The following is a 17,794-nucleotide window of genomic DNA, read 5'->3' as shown; positions in this document are numbered from 1 at the left end:
GCATCCACAATGCGGTTATGAGTGCCTGCTACGATGGCAGCGGCGCAAGGCGCAGGCCCGCCATCGCGCGTGCGATCGCCGGCGATGCCGCAAACTCTTGCACTGGGACGTTCGAGATCATCGGCGGCGCCGAGCGCCGGAGAATCCTGCCGGCCGTCAGATCGACTGCGACCATCTCGCTCTCGACCGGCCAGATCGGCTCGCCGGTGTCGCGGTCGAGCACGACGACAAGACCCTGCCTGGTCGGCCGGATCACGGCGTCGCGCCGACTGTCGCCAGTATCGAGGCGTGCCCGCTATCGTTCGGGCGCTTGTCGCCCCATCGCCACCCCGACGCTTCTCACGCGTTGCCCGGCCGCGACGACGGCAAGAACAGCGCGATGCGAGCGGTCAAACGGCACAGGCGTGTCGCCAGTGCCCATCGCGCTCATTTGGGCTTCTTGGCAGGTTCAGGCGGACGGGCTCCGCTCCACGGATCGTACTTCTCCTTGGGCTCCGGAATGCGCTCAAGCGCGGCCTTGTAGGCCTTCTCGTCGACCTTGGGCTTGTTGTCCGTCTTCTGGGCGCCTTCGTTCGGCTGGCGTCTGCCGCCACCCATCTGCGCCTGCGCCGAGGCAACCGTCAGCGCCAGCACCGCCGCCGCTATGACCAAAATCCTCATTGGTGCAATCCCCCTCGTCTGGGATACAAACTAGCCCGCAATCCCGTAATAGCAAATGCCGGGGGTTCCAGGCCTTCAGCAAATCTTGATCGGCCGGGATTTTGCCAGATCGCATTCGTGCCTATCTGTTGGCCCGCAGGGGGACCTTCACGGATGTTGCGGATCATTGCTCATGCGGCGCTGCTGGCCGGCGCGCTCGCGCTCGGTGCCTGCGGCTTTGCCGACAGCCGCGCGCCGGTGCCCGAGTTCATGCGCATGAAGGAAACCGAGCAGCCACCGCCCGAGCCGCCCCCCGACGTCAAGCGCGTGGTGCGCGAGCAGATCGATGTCGTCTTCGTCAACACGTCCTATCCGCGCGAGGTGCACGTCGCCCCGCCGCATCGTGAGGTGCGAGGACCCGGCTGGACGGCCTGCGTCCGCGCGCAGCTCACCTCCGCAACCGGCTCCGCGCTCGGTGCCCAGACCTACATCGTGACCATCAGCGGCGGAAAGGTCGTCGATCGCCGGCGCGCAGAAGCCGACGACATCTGCGGGACCGAGACCTACGAGCCGATCTAGGAACAAGCGGCGCCGTCAGCTCTGTGTAAGGTGGAATATCCTGAGGGCATCCGAGACCCGATCGGCGTTTCCGCTCGCTCAAGCTGCATCATGAAGAGCAATCGCGATACCGGCAGTTGAGGGTGAATGTCATTTGGACGTGCGCCGTTAAGGCCGGCTTGGACGATCATGGCGGCCGTCGGCATCCAGTAGCGCTTCAGCCTCCCCCAGAAAGGAAATCGGCAAACGGCTCCAAGCAATCATGATGATTCGCCGGATTGATGGGTTTCGCCCCCGGGAACATTGCCGACGTGCCAAATCCAGTTCCGGGAAAATCCTGCATTTGGGCCGGAACGATCGCCGCCTCCCATTCTTGTTACCGCAGTGGGCAGTTTCGGAGGAGGATATGATGCGGACATTTTCGATTGCACTGCTGGCGGGCGTCGCGGCCCTCGCTGCGGCGAGCGGCGCGAAGGCTGCCGACATCTACACGACCAGCGAATACGTCAACCCCGATCTCATTCAGGAAGTCCGGCTCGTCTGCGATGACGCCGGCAATTGCTATCGTACCCGCGGCGGGGCGCGCGTGATCGTGCGCGACTCCTACAACACCATGCCGCGCGAGCGCTATTATGAGCGCCGCACCTATCGCGACTGGGACGACGGCCCGCGAGGCGGCGTCGGCATTCGCGCGCCCGGTGTCAGCGTGGGCGTCGGTGTCGGCGGCGACCGCTGGTAATCATTAGAACCAAGACGGATGGGACCGGACGAGGCAACTCGCCCGGTCCCATCACATATGATTGCATCCGGTCACAGGCGTCAGGCGGCAACCGATTGCTGCTGAAATTGCTCGTAGGCTGCGATCGCATCGGCGGCGTACATCAGCGACGGCCCGCCGCCCATATAGACCGCCATGCCGAGCGTCTCCTCGATCTCCTCGCGCGTTGCACCGAGCTTGACGAGGGCCTCGGTGTGAAAGCCGATGCAGCCGTCGCAATGCGCGGCGACGCCGAGCGCCAGCGCCATCAGCTCTTTGGTCTTCTTGTCCAGCGCGCCGTCACGCGTCGCGGCCTGGGCCAGCGCGGCAAATCCCTTCATGGTGTCGGGAATGTCACTCCGCAGCTTGCGCAGATTGGCGGAGATATTCCGGGTGATATCAACGTAGTTCTTGTCCATCAAATCCTCGCTAGCTGGATTTAGTTGTCGTGGAAGCCGCCTTGTGCGGCGTGCGCAGGGCGACGTAGATCGCAGGGATGACGAGCACGGTGAGCAGCGTCGAGGACGCGAGCCCGAAGAGAAGCGAGATCGCCAATCCCTGGAAGATCGGATCGAGCAGGATGGTCGCGGCGCCGATCATGGCGGCAAGTGCGGTCAGCAAGATCGGCTTGAAACGAACGGCGCCGGCTTCAAGCACGACCTCACGAAGCGACTTGCCTTCCCCGCCACTGTGCCGGATGAAATCGACAAGCAGAATCGAGTTGCGCACGATGATGCCGGCAAGCGCGATGAAGCCGATCATCGAGGTGGCCGTGAACGGCGCGCCCAGCAGCCAATGTCCCACCAGGATGCCGATCAGCGTCAGCGGGATCGGCGTCAGGATCACGAGCGGCAGGCGGAAGCTCTTGAACTGAGCGACGACCAGCACGTAAATGCCGAGAATGGCTGCACCGAAGGCGGCACCCATATCGCGGAACGTCACCCATGTGATCTCCCATTCGCCGTCCCACAGCAAAGTGGGACGGGATTCATCGGTCGGCTGACCGTGCAGGCTGATCGCAGGCTTCGGCAGATTGCCCCAATCATGCGCATCCACGCGATCCGCAACAGCCAGCATGCCGTAGAGTGGCGCTTCAAAACGCCCGGCAAGCTCAGCCATCACCATGTCGGCGAAGCGCCCGTCGCGGCGGAAGATCGTCGGCGAGCCCTCCTCCATGGTCGCCTTCACGACCTGGCCCAGCTCGACGACCGTCTTGCTGCCGGGCAGCGTGTTGGCCGGCACCGGTGTCGAGGCCAGTGCCTCGTCCCAGACCAAGTGGCGCTTGCCGAGATGCACCGCGATCTCGATCGGGTTGCGATCCTCGCCACGATGCGAGTAGCCGATCGAGATGCCGCCGAACAATGCCTGGATCGTGTCATAGACATCGCGCTGCTCGACGCCGAAAAACTCGAGCCGGTCCTGGTCGATCGACAGCCGCAGCCGCGGCCGCTTCTCGCCGATGGAATCGTCCACATCGACGATGAAGGGGACCTCGGCAAAGACCTTCTTCAGCTCGGCCGTCACAGCGCGGCGCGTCGCGGCGTCGGGACCGTAGATTTCGGCCAACAGCGTCGCCAGCACCGGCGGCCCGGGCGGCACTTCGACCACCTTGATGCTGGTGCCCTTCGGGATGTCAAGCGCCTTCAGCCTTTGCCGCAGCTCCAGAGCGATATCATGGCTTGCCCGATTGCGCTCGCCGCGGGCGGCCAGGTTAACCTGCAGCTCGCCCATCTCTGGCTTTTCGCGCAGATAATAGTGCCGCACCAGGCCGTTGAAATTGAACGGCGCCGGCGTGCCGGCATAGGATTGTAGCGAGGTGGCCTCCGGCAATTGCCGCGCGATCTCCGCCGCGCCGAACAGCGTGCGCTCGGTCGCCTCCAGGCTCGCCCCTTCCGGAAGGTCGACCACAACGGCGATTTCCGACTTGTTGTCGAACGGCAGCAGCTTCACCGTGACCGACTTGGTCGCGAACAGCATCATTGACAGCAGAGTCGCTATGCCGACGCCGAGCAGGAAGATCCAGGCGGCGCGCTTACTCCGAACGATGGGAGTGGCAAAGCGCCGATAGAGCCGCCCCAGCCGCCCTTCCTGGTGGCCGGCCTCGATCCCTGCAGCCTCAGTTCTCGGCGCCAGCTTGAGCATGAGCCAGGGTGCTACGACCATCGCGACAAAGAAGGAGAACAGCATCGCCGCCGAGGCATTCGCCGGGATCGGCGCCATGTAAGGGCCCATCAATCCAGAGACGAACAGCATGGGCAACAGCGCAGCGACCACCGTGAGCGTGGCAACGATAGTCGGGTTACCGACCTCCGCCACCGCCTCGATCGTCGCCTGCAATCTCGGCCGGCCGTCGCGCATGCCCCAATGCCTCGCGATATTCTCAACCACGACGATGGCGTCATCGACCAGGATGCCGATCGAGAAGATCAGCGCGAACAGACTGACCCGGTTGATGGTGTAACCCATCAGGTTGGCCGCGAACATCGTGAGCAGGATGGTCGTCGGAATGACGACGAAGGTCACAACCGCCTCGCGCCATCCGATCGCGATCGCAATCAGCACCACGATCGAGACCGTGGCGAGCCCAAGGTGGAATAGGAGTTCGTTGGCCTTCTCGTTGGCAGTCTCGCCATAGTCGCGCGTCACCGTTACCTGAACGTCGTCGGGAATGAGGCGCCCCTTCAATCCCTCGAGGCGCCGGCCGATGTCGGCCGAGACCACGACTGCATTGGCGCCGGCGCGCTTGGCGAGCGCCAGGCTGACCGCGGGTACACGCGTCCACTGCCCCTTCTCGTCGCGCGCGTCGTTCCAGACCCGATGCTCGGCCGTATTTGGTCCGATGATGACGGAAGCGACGTCCTTGACATAGACCGGCCGACCGTCGCGCGTCGAGATCAAGAGCAATCCAATGTCGGGAATGCCCGCGAGCGTCTGGCCGGCCGCGACATTGCGCACGACGCCGGCATCGCGGACCTGGCCAGCCAGGAACGAGCGATTGGCGTCCTTCACCTTGGCCACGAGCTGCTGCAGGGTGACGCCGAACAGCGACAATTTTTCCGGATCTGGCTCGACCCTGATCTGCTGCGCCGCGCCGCCAGAGATGTAGGTCAGTCCGATGCTGTCGATCTTTATGAGCTCCGAGCGCAGCTTGTCGGCGAGCTCGAACAGGTCCTTGTCCGTCCAGCGCCCGGCCGCCTCTGGCTTCGGCGCCAGTGTCAATACCGTCACCGCGACATCATTGATGCCACGACCGACGATCAGCGGTTCGGGGATGCCGACTGGGATGCGATCGATATTGGCGCGGATCTTCTCATGGACGCGGAGGATCGCATCCTCCGACTTCGTTCCGACCAGGAACCGCGCGGTGACCATCACGCGGTCGTCCTCGGTCTGGCTGTAGACATGCTCGACGCCGTCGATGCCCTTGACGATCGCTTCCAGCGGCTTCGTGACGAGTTCAACTGCGTCGGGACCGCGCAAGCCATCGGCATTGACGCGGATATCGACCATTGGCACGCTGATCTGCGGCTCTTCCTCACGCGGGATCACCACTACGGCGATGAGGCCGACCACGAGCGCCGCGAGCAGGAACAACGGTGTCAACGGCGAGGCGATCGTCGCCTTGGTAAGCCGGCCCGAGAGTCCGAGATTCACGGCCGCACCAATTGGTCGCCGGCACGGATGCCGGACAGGATCTCAAGCCCATCGGGAAGCGCGGGCGTCGGCAGCTCGCGACCGCGCTGCACCGGCACGTCGACAACCCCGCCCGCCTTCTGAAGCCGCACGTAGTCGATCCCGAACCGGGTCGTCACGTAGCCTGCCGGAATGACGAATGCCTGCCGCAGGCCGCCGGAGATCCACACCCGCAGCCGATCCCCGACGAAGTATTCGCCGAGACCCTGGACGCTGGCGTCTGCAATGACACGACCTTCCTCGATCTGCGGATAGACGAGATCGATGACGCCCCATTTGGACGCATCCTCACCAAGCTCGGCGCCGTCGACCCGAATCCTGTCGCCGGCCTTGAGCAGACGCGCGTGCCGCTCCGGCACCCGCAACCGCAACTTGAAGTGCTGCTGCGCGACGGTGACGATCGCGTCGCCGGACATCACCACAGAGCCGACAGTCACGAGCTTTCTCAACACCCGGCCACCGGAAGGCGCCAGCACCTGACCCTCGCTGAGCTGCTGCGCGATCACGGCGCGCTCGGCGGTCTTCGCGCGCAGCCCGTTCTCGGCGACGTTCAGCGCGGTCCTCGCCTCGTCAAGCTTGACGCGCGGGAGGGTGCCGCGTTCGACAAGGCCTTCGATCCGCGAGAAATCGATCTGCGCCTGATTGGCTTGAGCCTGGAGCGCCTCGATCTGCGCATCGAGGGCCTTCATCTGAAGGGCCAGCTTCTCGTCACCAATGATCGCGATCGCCTGGCCGGCAGTAACAGGATCCCCTTCCCTGACATTGAGCTGGACCACAATTCCGCCGATACGTCCGCGCGCGGGCACCACGCTGACACTCTCCACCGTTGCAAACACGGCCTTTTCGTCTGCGACGGGGTGCTGTGTCACGGTGAACGCTTCCGCAGCGGCGAGACCGGTCTGCAGGGCGGTGGCCGCAAGAACCGCCAACAATCCTAGGAGTCGCATGGGGCGTGTCCGGGCGATCATGGAACCATTACACCGCGGCGCGGTGTCCTTGTGTGTGATTTCGTTCAGCTTTATCGGGGTCGCGCGTTGATCTTGCTCAACGCGCCGCAACTTGAGCGCTCGTAGATTTCACTTCGACCTTGCGGACTTGGGTGCACAAAACACCTGATAGAGCGTCTTCAGGATCTCGCGGGCCGGCTCGCTCGCGATCGAATAGAAAATCGTCTGCGCGTCGCGACGTGATGACACAAGGCCATCCTTGCGGAGGAGCGCAAGATGCTGAGAGACCGTGGAGTCTCGCAGGTTCAGGAACTCGGCGAGTTCGCCGACCGAGCGCTCACCCTCGATGAGCTGGCAGATGATGAGAAGCCGGTGGCGGTTGGAAAGCGCCTTCAACAGGTCGCTCGCCTGGTCGGCCGCCCGCTCCATGGTTTCGCTATCTATTTTCATACTTGCGTATATACGAATTTATGAATATCTTGTCAAGCGTCGCGGCAGAACAGCCAGGCCCAACTGGCGGAGCCGTTTATCCAGCGGAGGTAACCCATGGCGGAAGTTGTCGTAATTGGAGCCGGTCTTAGCGGGACGCTGATGGCCTATGAATTGCTGCCCCAGCTCGGAAAGGACGATCGTCTGAGCGTGATCTCGCAGGGCGCTATCTATCACTTCGTCCCATCGAACCCCTGGGTCGCGGTCGGCTGGCGAAAGCGCGATGAGATCGAGATCGATCTCGTTGACATCATGAAGCGCAAGGGCGTGCGGCTGCTGACGCAGGGCGCCAAGCGCCTGCACCCGACCGAGAACCGCGTCGAACTCGGCGATGGCACGTCGATCAACTACGACTATCTGGTCGTCGCGACGGGGCCCGAGCTTGCCTTCGACGAGATTCCCGGCCTGGGCCCGCAAGGCCACACGCAATCAATCTGCCACGTCGATCACGCCTCGCACGCCAAGGACGCATTCGAAAAGCTCGCAGCCCGTCCCGGCCCGGTCGTGATCGGCGCGGTCCAAGGGGCCTCCTGCTTCGGCCCGGCGTACGAATTCCTGTTCATCCTGGAAACCGAGTTGCGCCGGCGCAAGCTACGCGATCAAGTCCCCATGACGTTCGTCACCTCGGAGCCCTATGTCGGCCACCTCGGCCTGGACGGCGTCGGCGACACCAAGGGCCTTCTCGAAGGCGAGATGCGCGAGAAGCACGTCAAGTGGATTACCAACGCACGCGTCAAGGGCGTCGAGGCGGGCAAGATGGTCGTCGAAGAGCTCGGCGAGGGCGGCGCGGTGTACAAGACACACGAGCTGCCCTTTGCATATTCCATGATGCTGCCCGCGTTCCGCGGCGTCGAGGCGGTTCGCGGCATCGACAAGCTGACCAACCCGCGCGGCTTCGTAATAGTCGACAAGCACCAGCGCAACCCCGCCTTCCCAAATGTCTTTGCCGTCGGCGTCTGCGTGGCAATCGCGCCGGTCGGTGCAACGCCGGTGTCGGTAGGCGTGCCGAAAACCGGCTTCATGATCGAATCCATGGTGACCGCGACCGCGCTGAATATCGGCGCCCTGCTCCGGGGCAGGGAGCCGAGCGCCCAGCCGACCTGGAATGCGATCTGCCTTGCCGATTTCGGCGATTCCGGCGTCGCCTTCCTGGCGCAACCGCAGATTCCGCCGCGTAATGTCAACTGGTCGTCCAAGGGCGAGTGGGTGCACTACGCCAAGGTCGCCTTCGAGAAGTATTTCCTCCGCAAGATGCGACGCGGCGAGAGCGAACCGTTCTATGAACGCTTCCTGCTCGACAAGCTGAACATCGCCAAGATCAAGGAGGTCCGGACGGGCACATGAGCGAGACACGCCAGATCGTCTGTGGGCATTGCGGGCGGACCAACCGCCTGCCAGCCGAGCGTACGCCGGAAGGCGCGCGCTGCGGCGCCTGCCACCAGCCGATGTTTACCGGCCATCCCATCGAGGTGGACGAGGAAGCCTTTGGACGTCATGTCGTCAACAGCGACATTCCCGTTCTGGTCGACGTCTGGGCGCCCTGGTGCGGGCCATGCCGCGCCATGGCGCCGATGTTCGAACGCGCCGCGCAGCAACTGGAGCCGCAGATCCGGCTGTTGAAGCTCAATTCGGACAACGCTCCTGCGTTGTCGTCGCGCCTCAACATCACCGGCATCCCGACCTTGCTGCTGATGCGCGGCGGACGCGAGATCGCCCGCCACGCCGGCGCGATGGATGCACGCAGCATTGTGGCTTGGACCCAAGCCAGCCTGACCCGTTCGTAACGCCAACATAGTCAAAGAGGAGCATGCCATGAATGTCGACAAAGCCGTTCTCGCCTTCGCAGGTTTCGTCGTCCTGCTTGGACTCGCACTGGGCACCTACGTGAATGCGTACTGGTATCTGCTGACGGCGTTCGCCGGGCTGAACATGCTGCAGGCCTCGTTCACGGGCTTCTGCCCCGCTGCGATCGTGTTCAAGAAGCTCGGCCTGAGCAGCGGCTGCGCGTTCTCCTGAGCGCGACGCGGCGAAGACAGCCCAATTCCACGGAGACAGTCCATGACCTATCACTTCTCGAAAACGGTCGACCTGCCGTTCGACGCAGCGGTTGCGGCCACGACCGCAGCGCTGAAGCACCATGGCTTCGGCGTGCTCACCCAAATCGACGTCAAGGATACCCTGAACAAGAAACTCGGGGCCGAGTTTCGACCCTACCTCATCCTCGGAGCATGCAATCCCAAGCTCGCCTATGAGGCGCTGACCCTCGAGGACAAGATCGGTACGATGCTTCCCTGCAACGTCGTAGTTCAGCAGCGGGAGGGCGGCAAGGTCGAGATTTCGGCAGTGGATCCCGTCGCCTCGATGGCGGCGATCGAGAATCCGAAGCTCGGCGCCGTCGCCGGACAGGTTCGCGAGTTGCTGAAGCAAGTCGTCGCCGAGATTGCGTGAAACCATTCGCAGATTGCAGAGGCCGACCATGAGCGACGACACCTTCATCGAGGGACCTCTCTACGAGAAGCGGAAGAAGGTCTATCCGCAATCCGTCCAGGGCCCTTTCCGCCGCATCAAATGGGCGATCCTCTGCGTCACGCTCGGGACCTACTATCTCCTGCCCTTCGTGCGCTGGAATCGCGGACCCGGCCTGCCGGACCAGGCGGTGCTGATCGACCTTCCGCATCGGCGCTTCTACTTCTTCTTCATCGAGCTGTGGCCGCAGGAGGTCTACTATTTCACCGGGCTCTTGATCATCGCGGCGATGACGCTGTTTTTGATGAACGCGGTCGCCGGCCGGCTGTGGTGCGGCTACATGTGCCCGCAGACGGTGTGGACCGACCTGTTCTACGCGGTCGAGCGCTGGGTCGAGGGCGACCGGCGCGAGCGCATGCAGGGCGACAAGCGCTACTGGACGTTCGATCACATCCGGAAGGTCGTGCTGAAGCACTTTCTCTGGATCATGATCGCCTGGTGGACCGGCGGCGCCTGGGTGCTGTATTTTTCCGACGCGCCGACGCTGGTGAAGGAGCTCGCTACCTTCCAGGCCCCGTTCATCGCCTATCTCTGGATCGGCATCCTCACCGCCACGACCTATGTCTTTGCCGGTCACGCCCGCGAGCAGATGTGCATCTACATGTGTCCGTGGCCGCGCATCCAGGCGGCGCTGACCGACGAATGGGCGCTCAACGTCACCTATCGCCGCGACCGCGGCGAGCCGCGCATGTCGGTGAAGAAGGCGGACGCGGCCCGCGCGCATGGCGATCGCGCCGGTGACTGCGTCGATTGCCATCAGTGCATAAATGTCTGCCCGACCGGCGTCGACATCCGCAACGGAATCCAACTCGGCTGCATCCAGTGCGGCCTGTGCATCGACGCCTGCGACAACGTGATGCGCGAGATCGGCCGGCCCGCCGGCCTGATCGGCTACGATACCGACATCAACATGCAGCGCCGGCGCGAGGGCAAGGCGCCGCTCTACCGCATCATCCGTCCGCGCACGCTGACCTATGCCGCGGCCATCGCCATCGTCGGCGGCATCATGCTCTATGCCCTCGCGACGCGTACGACGATGGACGTCAACGTGCTGCATGAGCGCAATCCCCTCTTCGTCCAGCTCTCGGATGGCGGGGTGCGCAACGACTACACCGTCCGTATCCTCAACAAGGGCGCGCAGCGATCGTTTGCGCTCGAGGTCTCCGGCCTGCCCGGCGCCACCGTTCGCGTCGCCGGCATCGAAGCCGGCTCCGACGGCAAGCCCGTCATCGAGGTCGGGCAGGATCAGACCCGCGAGGTCAGGCTGTCGGTGCAGGTCGGCCCCGGCGACCTGCCGAAGACCTCCCGCGACGTCGGCATCGCCATCACCGACACCGCCGGTGGCGGACGCGCAAGCGCCCGCGATCATTTCGTGCCGGGCGAGCAGTAGCTCCCACATGCCATGGCGCATCCGGCGGCTGCCGCCGGATGCTGAACGAGACGTTAACACTACCGCTCGAATTGAAGCGGTATCCCAACGGGATTTTCCAATCTTTGCGCTAAGGACGACCGCGTAACCCGGGCTCAGCCCGCGTGAACGGGGACGACGGGACGTGGTCGACATCGCGCACCAGGCAGCGATCAATCCGGCATCGGCAAAGCATGCCACGACGACGCGCGCGCTCGTCCCGCTTGATGCAATTGAAGCCGGCCAATGGCGCGCGCTCGCGCAGCGGGCGGTCGAGCCGAACGGATATTACCTGCCCGCCTGGGAACTCGCCGTCAGCGCGACCGCGCGCGGCCGCACGGGGGCCTCGGCACTGCCCGCATTCGACGGATCTTCGACGCGACTGATCGGGCTGATGCCGGTGATCTCGCTGTGGCGGGCATGGAAGATTCCCCTGCCCGCGTTGGTGAGCGCGCATCCCTATGGCACGCTGTGCAGCCCGCTGATCGACCGCGACGCGCCGATCGAGGCGGCGACGCGTCTGCTGCAGCAGGCGCGAGAGACCGGCGCGCATGCGCTCGTGCTGAACGACGTCGCGCTCGACGGCGCGGCCATGGCGTCGCTCAAACAGGCTCTCAATCGCGACGGCCTGAAGCCGCGTGTTCTCAGCTCCTACATCCGCGCCAGCCTCGATGCGACGCAGGACGGCGAGACGCTGCTGCGCGAAGCGCTCGGCGCCAGGAAGCTCAAGGAGCTGCGTCGCCAGCGCCATCGTCTCGAAGAGCACGGCCCCGTCGTGTTCGAGGTCGCGCGCCGGCCTGACGAGATCGGGCCCGCACTCGAAACATTCTTGCAGCTCGAAGCCAGCGGCTGGAAGGGCAAGCGCGGCACCGCGCTGATCCAGCATGCGGGCGATGCGACCTTCATCCGCCGCGCGGTGCCGGCGCTGGCAGAGACTGCGCAGTGCGAGATCGTCATGCTGCGCGCCGGCACGATTCCGGTCGCCGCCGGCATCGTGCTGCGCCATCAGGACCGCGCCTTCTTCTTCAAGCTCGGCATCGACGAACGCTTTGCAAGATATTCGCCGGGCGTGCAGCTCACGCTCGACCTCACCCGTCATTTCTGCGCCAACCCCGCCATCGCCACCGCGGATTCCACCGCGAGCGCCGACCACCCCATGATCAACCCGATCTGGCGCGGGCGCTTTGCGATCGGTGACGTGCTGATTCCGCTGCGGCGGAACGATCCGGTCGTGCCGCTCGTTCACGCAGCACTGGTCGGTCTCAACGCCGCGCACGAGGCCGCGCGACGCGTGGTCCGCCGCCTCCGCAAATAAGCGAAACCTACTCCGCCGCCTGCGCGTTGATCTCCGCCGAGACCTGGCGGATGGCGCGGGCGAGCAGGTTCGGGTCCTGCGCGCCGGAGACGGCGTATTTCTGCGCGAAGACATAGGTCGGCACGCCGGAGATGCCCTTCTCGGAGGCTTCCTGCGCGTCGGCCGAGACGCGCGCGACGTCCTCGTCGGTGGCAAGGCGCTTGCGCACGTCGTCGGCATCGAGGCCGACGTCAGCGGCCGCCTGCACCAGCACGTTCACGTCGGTGAGGTCGCCGCCATCGCGGAAGTACAGCTCCATCAGCCGCTGCTTCATCTCGGGCGCCTTGCCGATCGCTTCGGCCCACAGGATCAGCCGGTGACAGTCGGTCGTATTGGGCTGACGTGCGACCAGCTCCGGCTTGTAGACGAGGCCCTCCTCGCTCGCAGCCGCGACGACGCGCCCCGCAATGCCCTTATAGGCCTCGACCGAGCCGAACTTCTGGGTGAGATAGGCCTCGCGGCTGATGCCCTCGCGCGGCACCCACGGATTGAGGAAAAAGGGGCGGAAATTCAGCTTGACCGGAACGTCGGGCACGAGCGCCAGCGCGCTTTCGATGCGATGCTTGCCGATATAGCACCACGGGCACACCACGTCGGAGACGACGTCGATCTGGAGCGGTTTCAGCGTGCTCATGTCAGGCGCCTCCTTCGGGCACTTTAAGGGTTCGCCCAAAGATAGGCCGAACCCGGCCCGAGGCAAGAGCGCTATGTCATAGCTGCTGCCATCTGCTTCAGCCGCTCCGCGGTACGCTCGTCGGCCGGAAAGAACGTCTCCAGCGCAAGCTCCGACAGGGTGATGTCCACGGGCGTGCCGAACACCATGGTGGTGGAGAAGAAACTTAGTATCTCGCCGTTGTGGCGCAGCTTGAAGGGGATGGCGACATTGTCGCTCGACAGCGGCGCCGATCGTGCCGGGATCGGGTAGCTCTTCAGGTCGTTGTAGAGCTTGATCAGCTCCGGATCGGCCGTTGCCTCGCATTGCCGGTGCAGCCGCTCCAGCAGATGCCCGCACCACTCCGCGAGATTGACCGTGCGCGGCGCCAGCGCCTCGGGATGAAACGCGAGCCTCAGCACGTTGAACGGCTGGCCGAGCAGCCGCTGCGGAATGCCGTCGAGGAGCGGCGCCACCATGCGGTTTGCGGAGGCCAGGTTCCAGTGCCGGTCCACCGCGAGCGCCGGATTGGGCTCGTGTGCCTTGAGGACGAGGTCGATCGCCTGGCGGGCTGATTTCAAGGCAGGATCCTCCAGCGCGCGCTGCGGAAACGCCGGCGCAAAGCCGGCGGCGACCAGCAGCACGTTGCGTTCGCGCAAGGGCACGTCGAGACGTTCGGCGAGCCTCAGCACCATGTCGCGCGAGGGCGCGGCGCGGCCGGTCTCGACGAAGCTCAGATGCCGTGCGGAAATCTCCGCCTCGCCCGCCAGATCGAGCTGGCTCATGCGGCGGCGCTGACGCCATTCGCGCAAATGGTCGCCGATATGGATCGGCTGGCTGCGTTCGGCGTGCGCCGTGGATGCATGTGCGTTCATGGTCGAAAACCTAGCACGCGGATTTCAGCCCTTCCATTACCCGCGAGGTAATCGAATTGGCGCTTGAGTTCCTGAAATCGCTGGATTGCCGACGAGCGTCGATGTCCGCGCAATGGTCATGCAAGACCATTGCCGGGCATTTCCTGGGCCGTCTTCCGGCGCGCCCACAGTGGCCTCGGACGCGCAGCCTGCACCGTCCGAGCGCCACCGGCCGATAAGTCCCGCGACAGATGCAGAATGGCTACTGCGACCGATCCGACGTCCACCCCTTGTACTCGGCGACATTGTCCCGGGTCACAAGCTTCGACGGCAGAAGCTCGACGGTCGATGCCGGCTTCTGACCATTGAGAATACCGACACCGACCTGCACGGCGCGCCGCGCCATGAAGAACGGATCCTGTGACGCGGAAGCCTGGATCTGCAGCGATGCGGGATCCTTCAGCGCGGCCTCGATGTCGGGCGCGCCGTCCACCGCGGTGATGACGATGCCGGTGCGGTTTTGCTGGCGCGCTGCGAGGTCGGTGCCGATCGCCTGCGGATCGTTGATGGCGAAGATGGCATCGATCTTGGGGAAGCGGGTCAGGTAACCCTGCGCAACGGTGAGGCCGCCCTCGCGCGAGCCCTTGCCGTCCTGATCGTTGGACAACACCTTGATGCCGGGATTCTTCGAGAAGACGTTCTTGCAGCCGACAACGCGGTCGATCACGGCGGAAACCTGCGGCCCGTTCTCGATGATGACGTCGCCCTTGCCTCCCAGCTTGTCGACGATGTACTGGCAGGAAATCTCGCCGGCCTGGACGTTGTTCGTGGTCACGGTGGCATCGGCGCCTTCGGCCGCGGTGTCGACCGCGACGACGACGATACCCGCCGCCTGTGCCTTCTTGATTGCCGGTCCGATCGCCTTGGGGTCGCCGGGGTTCAACAGGATCAGGTCGACGCCGGCGGCGATGAAATTGTCGATCTGGGTGACCTGCTTGCCGAGGTCGTATTCGAAGCCGACCGTGGTGACCTTCACATTGGGATTGGCCTTCTTGGCCTCGAACTCGGCGCCCTTCGACAGCGCGACGAAGAACGGGTTGCCCAGCGAGCCGAGCGAAACGCCGATCGACTTGAGCTCCTTGGCGAAGGACGGCGCGGTGCTTAGGGCAAGCACCGTCGCGGCGCCGGCAAGCGTGATCGTCTTCAACATTGGCTTCCTCCCTGGTCTGTCTTCATCTCCGGCACGGCTGACCAGTTGCCGTACCGGAATCTCACATCGAACCACCCGCGCTCAGCTGCGCGCCGCACCTTTCAGGTTCTGGCCGAGCCCCTTAGGTTCTGGCCGAGCCTTGCAACCGATAGCGGTCCAGCGCCACGGCGCCGATGATCACCAGGCCCTTGATCACATATTGCCAAATGTCCGAGACGCCGGTGAGGATCAGGCCGTTCGAAAGCACCGCGATGATCAGCGCGCCGACCAGCGTGCCCCAGATCGAGCCGATACCGCCGACGAACGAGGTGCCGCCGAGGATCACGGCGGTGATGGCGTCGAGTTCATAGGACTGGCCGAGTTGAAGACCGTTGGCCGCATAGAGCCGCGCCGCCTGCATGGCGCCGCCAAGTCCGGCCAGCAGCCCCGACGCGCCGTAGACGAAGATCAGCACGGCCCAGACCTTGATGCCGGCAAGCCGCGCCGCGCTCTCGTTGCCGCCCACCGCGTAGATGTGCACGCCGAGCACGGTCCGGCGCAGCACCAGCCACGAGACGAGGATGACGAGCAAAGCGATCACCGAGAGCCACGGGATCGAAGCAACGCCCGGAACGAGCGTCAGCGAGCCGTTGCCGATGAAGGCGTAGGGAATGGAAGGATTGAACACCGTGGTGTCGGCGCCGAGCAGCCGCGCCAGACCGCGCACGGCGGTGAGCGAGCCCAGCGTCACGATGAACGGCGGCAGGCGCAACAGCGCGATCAGCGCGCCATTGACGACACCGAAGCCGAGGCCGGTGAGAACGGCGGCCGGCAGCCACAGCGCCCCGAGCTCCGGCAGTTTCGAGATCGTCAGGCCGGCCATCGCGGACGCCGCCAGGATCGAGCCGACCGAGAGATCGATGCCGCCGGTCAGGATGACGAAGGTCATGCCCGCGGCAAGCACGGTGTTGACGGCGGCCTGCTGCAACACGATGCCGAGATTCTGTCCGGTGAAGAAACGGCCATCCGACAGGTAGTGAAAGCCGGCGCATAGCAGCAGCAGCACCGGCAGCATGCCGGCCGCGCGGATCAGAAGCCTGATGCGCTGACGCCTGGTCTCCTGGGCGGCGGCCAGGCCGTTTGCCGTGGCGGCCTTCGCCTGCGTCGATCCGTTATCAGGCATCGAGATGCTCCATCCCCGTAGCAAGTGCCATGATATCCTCCTGATTGAGTGGCGCCGTCTCGGTTCGGCTGACCTCGCCTGCGATATGTCCCGACCGCATCACGATGACGCGGTCGCAGATGCCGATGATCTCAGGCAGGTCGGACGAGATGACGAGGATCGCGGTACCGGCCTTGGCGAGATTGTCGATGATCGAATAGATTTCCGACTTGGCGCCGACATCGACGCCGCGCGTCGGCTCGTCGAGGATCAGGATCTTTGGCGCGATGGCGAGAAGCCGCGACAAGAGCACCTTCTGCTGGTTGCCGCCGGACAGGCCCCCGGCCGGCACGCCGACATTAGCCGCACGGATGCTGAGCCCCGCGAAGGCCCTGTCGGCGCGCTCGCGCGCCTTGTCACCATCCAGGAACCAGCCAAGCTTCGCATCGCGCCCGAGCACCGCGAGATTGATGTTGTCCAGGCATGACATGTCGAGAAACAGGCCGAGTGCCTTCCTGTCCTCCGTCAGATAGGCGATGCCGGCCTCGAGCGCCTCGCCGGGCGTGCGGATGTCGATCGGGCGGCCTTCGAGTTCGAGACGGCCCGACGTTTTTGCCGCCGCGCCGATGATGAGATGCGCAAGCTCCGTGCGTCCGGCACCGATCAGGCCGGCAAGCCCCACTACCTCGCCGGCATGCACGGTGAGCGAGCAGCCCTTGACGCGCTGGCCGTCAGACATGTCGATCGCACTGAGCACGGGGTGTCCCCGCCCCGCCTCCGGGTCATGGTCCTTCTTGTAGAAAGAGGAGACGTCGCGCCCCACCATCAGCCGCACGATGGTATCGGCCCGGATTTCCGGCTTGTCGAGCGAGCCCACGAGACGGCCGTCGCGCAAGACGGTGACGCGGTCGCCGAGCGCGTAGACCTCGTCCATGCGATGCGAGATGTAGATGATGGCGAGCCCCTCGGCGCGGAGCTGACGGATCAGCGCGAACAGCCGTTCGCTCTCGCCGGCCGACAGCGCGGTGGTCGGCTCGTCCATGATCAGGATTTTCGACCTCGCGTGCAGCGCACGCGCGATCTCGACGAGCTGGCGCTGGCCCATCGACAGATGCGCCACCAATGTCGATGGCTGGAAGTCCGCGCCCAGCCGTTCCAGGATGGGGCCGACGCCCTGGCGCATGGCGCCGCGCGCCAGCAGGCCCGAGCGCGAGATCTCGCGGCCGAGATAAATATTCTCCGCGACGCTGAGATTGGGAGCCAAAGACAGCTCCTGATAGATGATGGAGATGCCCGCGGCGCGGCCGCCGAGCGGGCCTTCGATCCGCACCGGCCTGCCTTCGATGCGGATCTCTCCACCCGGATCGGGCCGGTAGGCGCCTGACAATATCTTCATCAGAGTCGATTTGCCGGCGCCATTCTCGCCCATCAGGGCATGGATTTCGCCGGGATAGACGGTGAGATCGACGGCACGCAGCGCCTTGATGCCGAAGAAGCTTTTCGAGACCCCGCGCATCTCGAGGATCGGATCGTTCATCGTGCCTCCCGACGCACAATGCGTTTCCC

At 64.7% G+C, this 17,794-nt stretch carries 19 protein-coding genes; 8 read left to right on the top strand and 11 right to left on the bottom strand.

All coding sequences use genetic code 11. The features are described 5' to 3' along the window. Positions 1-28 precede the first annotated feature (28 nt). Together AB5K84_RS17400 and AB5K84_RS17395 are read right to left on the bottom strand one after the other, a co-directional pair. Positions 29-256, bottom strand: a complete 228-nt coding sequence (locus tag AB5K84_RS17400; protein WP_110116552.1) for a hypothetical protein — start codon at positions 254-256, stop codon at positions 29-31. 170 nt (positions 257-426) lie between these two features. Beyond that, positions 427-660 carry a hypothetical protein gene (locus tag AB5K84_RS17395; RefSeq protein WP_028173331.1) on the bottom strand — a complete coding sequence of 78 codons (234 nt, stop codon included), beginning with the start codon at positions 658-660 and terminating at the stop codon, positions 427-429. Positions 661-813: 153 nt separating this feature from the next. On the opposite strand from AB5K84_RS17395, the gene AB5K84_RS17390 reads away from it, so the two are divergent. Both AB5K84_RS17390 and AB5K84_RS17385 read left to right on the top strand, forming a co-directional pair. Beyond that, positions 814-1,218 (top strand): hypothetical protein, encoded by a 405-nt coding sequence (locus AB5K84_RS17390; RefSeq protein ID WP_038967179.1) that lies wholly within the window; start codon positions 814-816, stop codon positions 1,216-1,218. A 385-nt stretch (positions 1,219-1,603) separates the two neighbouring features. After that, positions 1,604-1,936: a hypothetical protein gene (locus AB5K84_RS17385; protein ID WP_161534349.1), complete on the top strand. Its 333-nt coding sequence runs from the start codon at positions 1,604-1,606 to the stop codon at positions 1,934-1,936. An 80-nt stretch (positions 1,937-2,016) separates the two neighbouring features. On the opposite strand, the gene AB5K84_RS17380 is transcribed toward AB5K84_RS17385, so the two are convergent. The 4 genes from AB5K84_RS17380 to AB5K84_RS17365 all read right to left on the bottom strand — a co-directional run bounded on the left by AB5K84_RS17380 (position 2,017) and on the right by AB5K84_RS17365 (position 7,023). Then, on the bottom strand, positions 2,017-2,373 hold the full coding sequence (locus AB5K84_RS17380) for a carboxymuconolactone decarboxylase family protein (RefSeq protein ID WP_011088514.1): 357 nt from the start codon (positions 2,371-2,373) through the stop codon (positions 2,017-2,019). A gap of 10 nt (positions 2,374-2,383) precedes the next feature. Further along, positions 2,384-5,608, bottom strand: a complete 3,225-nt coding sequence (locus tag AB5K84_RS17375) for an efflux RND transporter permease subunit (protein ID WP_097532174.1) — start codon at positions 5,606-5,608, stop codon at positions 2,384-2,386. Then, the gene (locus AB5K84_RS17370) at positions 5,605-6,594 is read right to left on the bottom strand and encodes an efflux RND transporter periplasmic adaptor subunit (RefSeq protein ID WP_038967177.1); all 990 of its coding nucleotides are present in this window, start codon (positions 6,592-6,594) and stop codon (positions 5,605-5,607) included. Before AB5K84_RS17370 ends, AB5K84_RS17375 begins: the two co-directional genes overlap by 4 nt. 129 nt (positions 6,595-6,723) lie before the next feature. Further along, entirely contained in the window at positions 6,724-7,023 is a 300-nt protein-coding gene (locus AB5K84_RS17365; RefSeq protein ID WP_236842090.1) for an ArsR/SmtB family transcription factor, read from the bottom strand. Between the two features lie 117 nt (positions 7,024-7,140). Between AB5K84_RS17365 and AB5K84_RS17360 the strand changes: the two genes are divergently transcribed. The 6 genes from AB5K84_RS17360 to AB5K84_RS17335 all read left to right on the top strand — a co-directional run bounded on the left by AB5K84_RS17360 (position 7,141) and on the right by AB5K84_RS17335 (position 12,332). Further along, positions 7,141-8,427 (top strand): NAD(P)/FAD-dependent oxidoreductase, encoded by a 1,287-nt coding sequence (locus tag AB5K84_RS17360; RefSeq protein ID WP_110116554.1) that lies wholly within the window; start codon positions 7,141-7,143, stop codon positions 8,425-8,427. After that, positions 8,424-8,867, top strand: coding sequence for a thioredoxin TrxC (gene trxC, locus AB5K84_RS17355; RefSeq protein ID WP_011088519.1), 444 nt, complete (start codon positions 8,424-8,426; stop codon positions 8,865-8,867). The genes AB5K84_RS17360 and trxC overlap by 4 nt, the downstream gene beginning before the upstream one ends. Positions 8,868-8,895: 28 nt before the next feature. Beyond that, positions 8,896-9,099 carry a YgaP family membrane protein gene (locus AB5K84_RS17350; protein ID WP_011088520.1) on the top strand — a complete coding sequence of 68 codons (204 nt, stop codon included), beginning with the start codon at positions 8,896-8,898 and terminating at the stop codon, positions 9,097-9,099. A gap of 42 nt (positions 9,100-9,141) precedes the next feature. Continuing rightward, positions 9,142-9,531, top strand: coding sequence for a DUF302 domain-containing protein (locus tag AB5K84_RS17345; RefSeq protein WP_011088521.1), 390 nt, complete (start codon positions 9,142-9,144; stop codon positions 9,529-9,531). A 28-nt stretch (positions 9,532-9,559) separates the two neighbouring features. Continuing rightward, positions 9,560-10,999, top strand: coding sequence for a cytochrome c oxidase accessory protein CcoG (gene ccoG / locus AB5K84_RS17340; protein ID WP_110116555.1), 1,440 nt, complete (start codon positions 9,560-9,562; stop codon positions 10,997-10,999). A 163-nt stretch (positions 11,000-11,162) separates the two neighbouring features. Further along, positions 11,163-12,332 carry a GNAT family N-acetyltransferase gene (locus AB5K84_RS17335; RefSeq protein ID WP_110116556.1) on the top strand — a complete coding sequence of 390 codons (1,170 nt, stop codon included), beginning with the start codon at positions 11,163-11,165 and terminating at the stop codon, positions 12,330-12,332. Positions 12,333-12,339: 7 nt separating this feature from the next. Here AB5K84_RS17335 and AB5K84_RS17330 read toward each other — a convergent pair whose 3' ends face one another. The 5 genes from AB5K84_RS17330 to AB5K84_RS17310 form a co-directional block, all read right to left on the bottom strand. Beyond that, positions 12,340-13,005: a DsbA family oxidoreductase gene (locus AB5K84_RS17330; RefSeq protein WP_110116557.1), complete on the bottom strand. Its 666-nt coding sequence runs from the start codon at positions 13,003-13,005 to the stop codon at positions 12,340-12,342. 71 nt (positions 13,006-13,076) lie between these two features. Further along, positions 13,077-13,898: a helix-turn-helix domain-containing protein gene (locus AB5K84_RS17325; RefSeq protein WP_110116558.1), complete on the bottom strand. Its 822-nt coding sequence runs from the start codon at positions 13,896-13,898 to the stop codon at positions 13,077-13,079. A 241-nt stretch (positions 13,899-14,139) separates the two neighbouring features. After that, positions 14,140-15,087 (bottom strand): ABC transporter substrate-binding protein, encoded by a 948-nt coding sequence (locus tag AB5K84_RS17320; RefSeq protein WP_028173320.1) that lies wholly within the window; start codon positions 15,085-15,087, stop codon positions 14,140-14,142. A gap of 121 nt (positions 15,088-15,208) precedes the next feature. Continuing rightward, positions 15,209-16,249: an ABC transporter permease gene (locus AB5K84_RS17315; RefSeq protein WP_011088527.1), complete on the bottom strand. Its 1,041-nt coding sequence runs from the start codon at positions 16,247-16,249 to the stop codon at positions 15,209-15,211. Beyond that, positions 16,242-17,765, bottom strand: coding sequence for a sugar ABC transporter ATP-binding protein (locus AB5K84_RS17310; RefSeq protein WP_097532180.1), 1,524 nt, complete (start codon positions 17,763-17,765; stop codon positions 16,242-16,244). The genes AB5K84_RS17315 and AB5K84_RS17310 overlap by 8 nt, the downstream gene beginning before the upstream one ends. Positions 17,766-17,794 lie beyond the last annotated feature (29 nt).

The organism is Bradyrhizobium sp. 1200_D9_N1_1, from assembly GCF_052075915.1.
Classification (GTDB): domain Bacteria; phylum Pseudomonadota; class Alphaproteobacteria; order Rhizobiales; family Xanthobacteraceae; genus Bradyrhizobium; species Bradyrhizobium diazoefficiens.
Note: the sequence above shows the minus strand (reverse complement) of the source record. Positions and strands in the feature narration are given on the sequence as shown.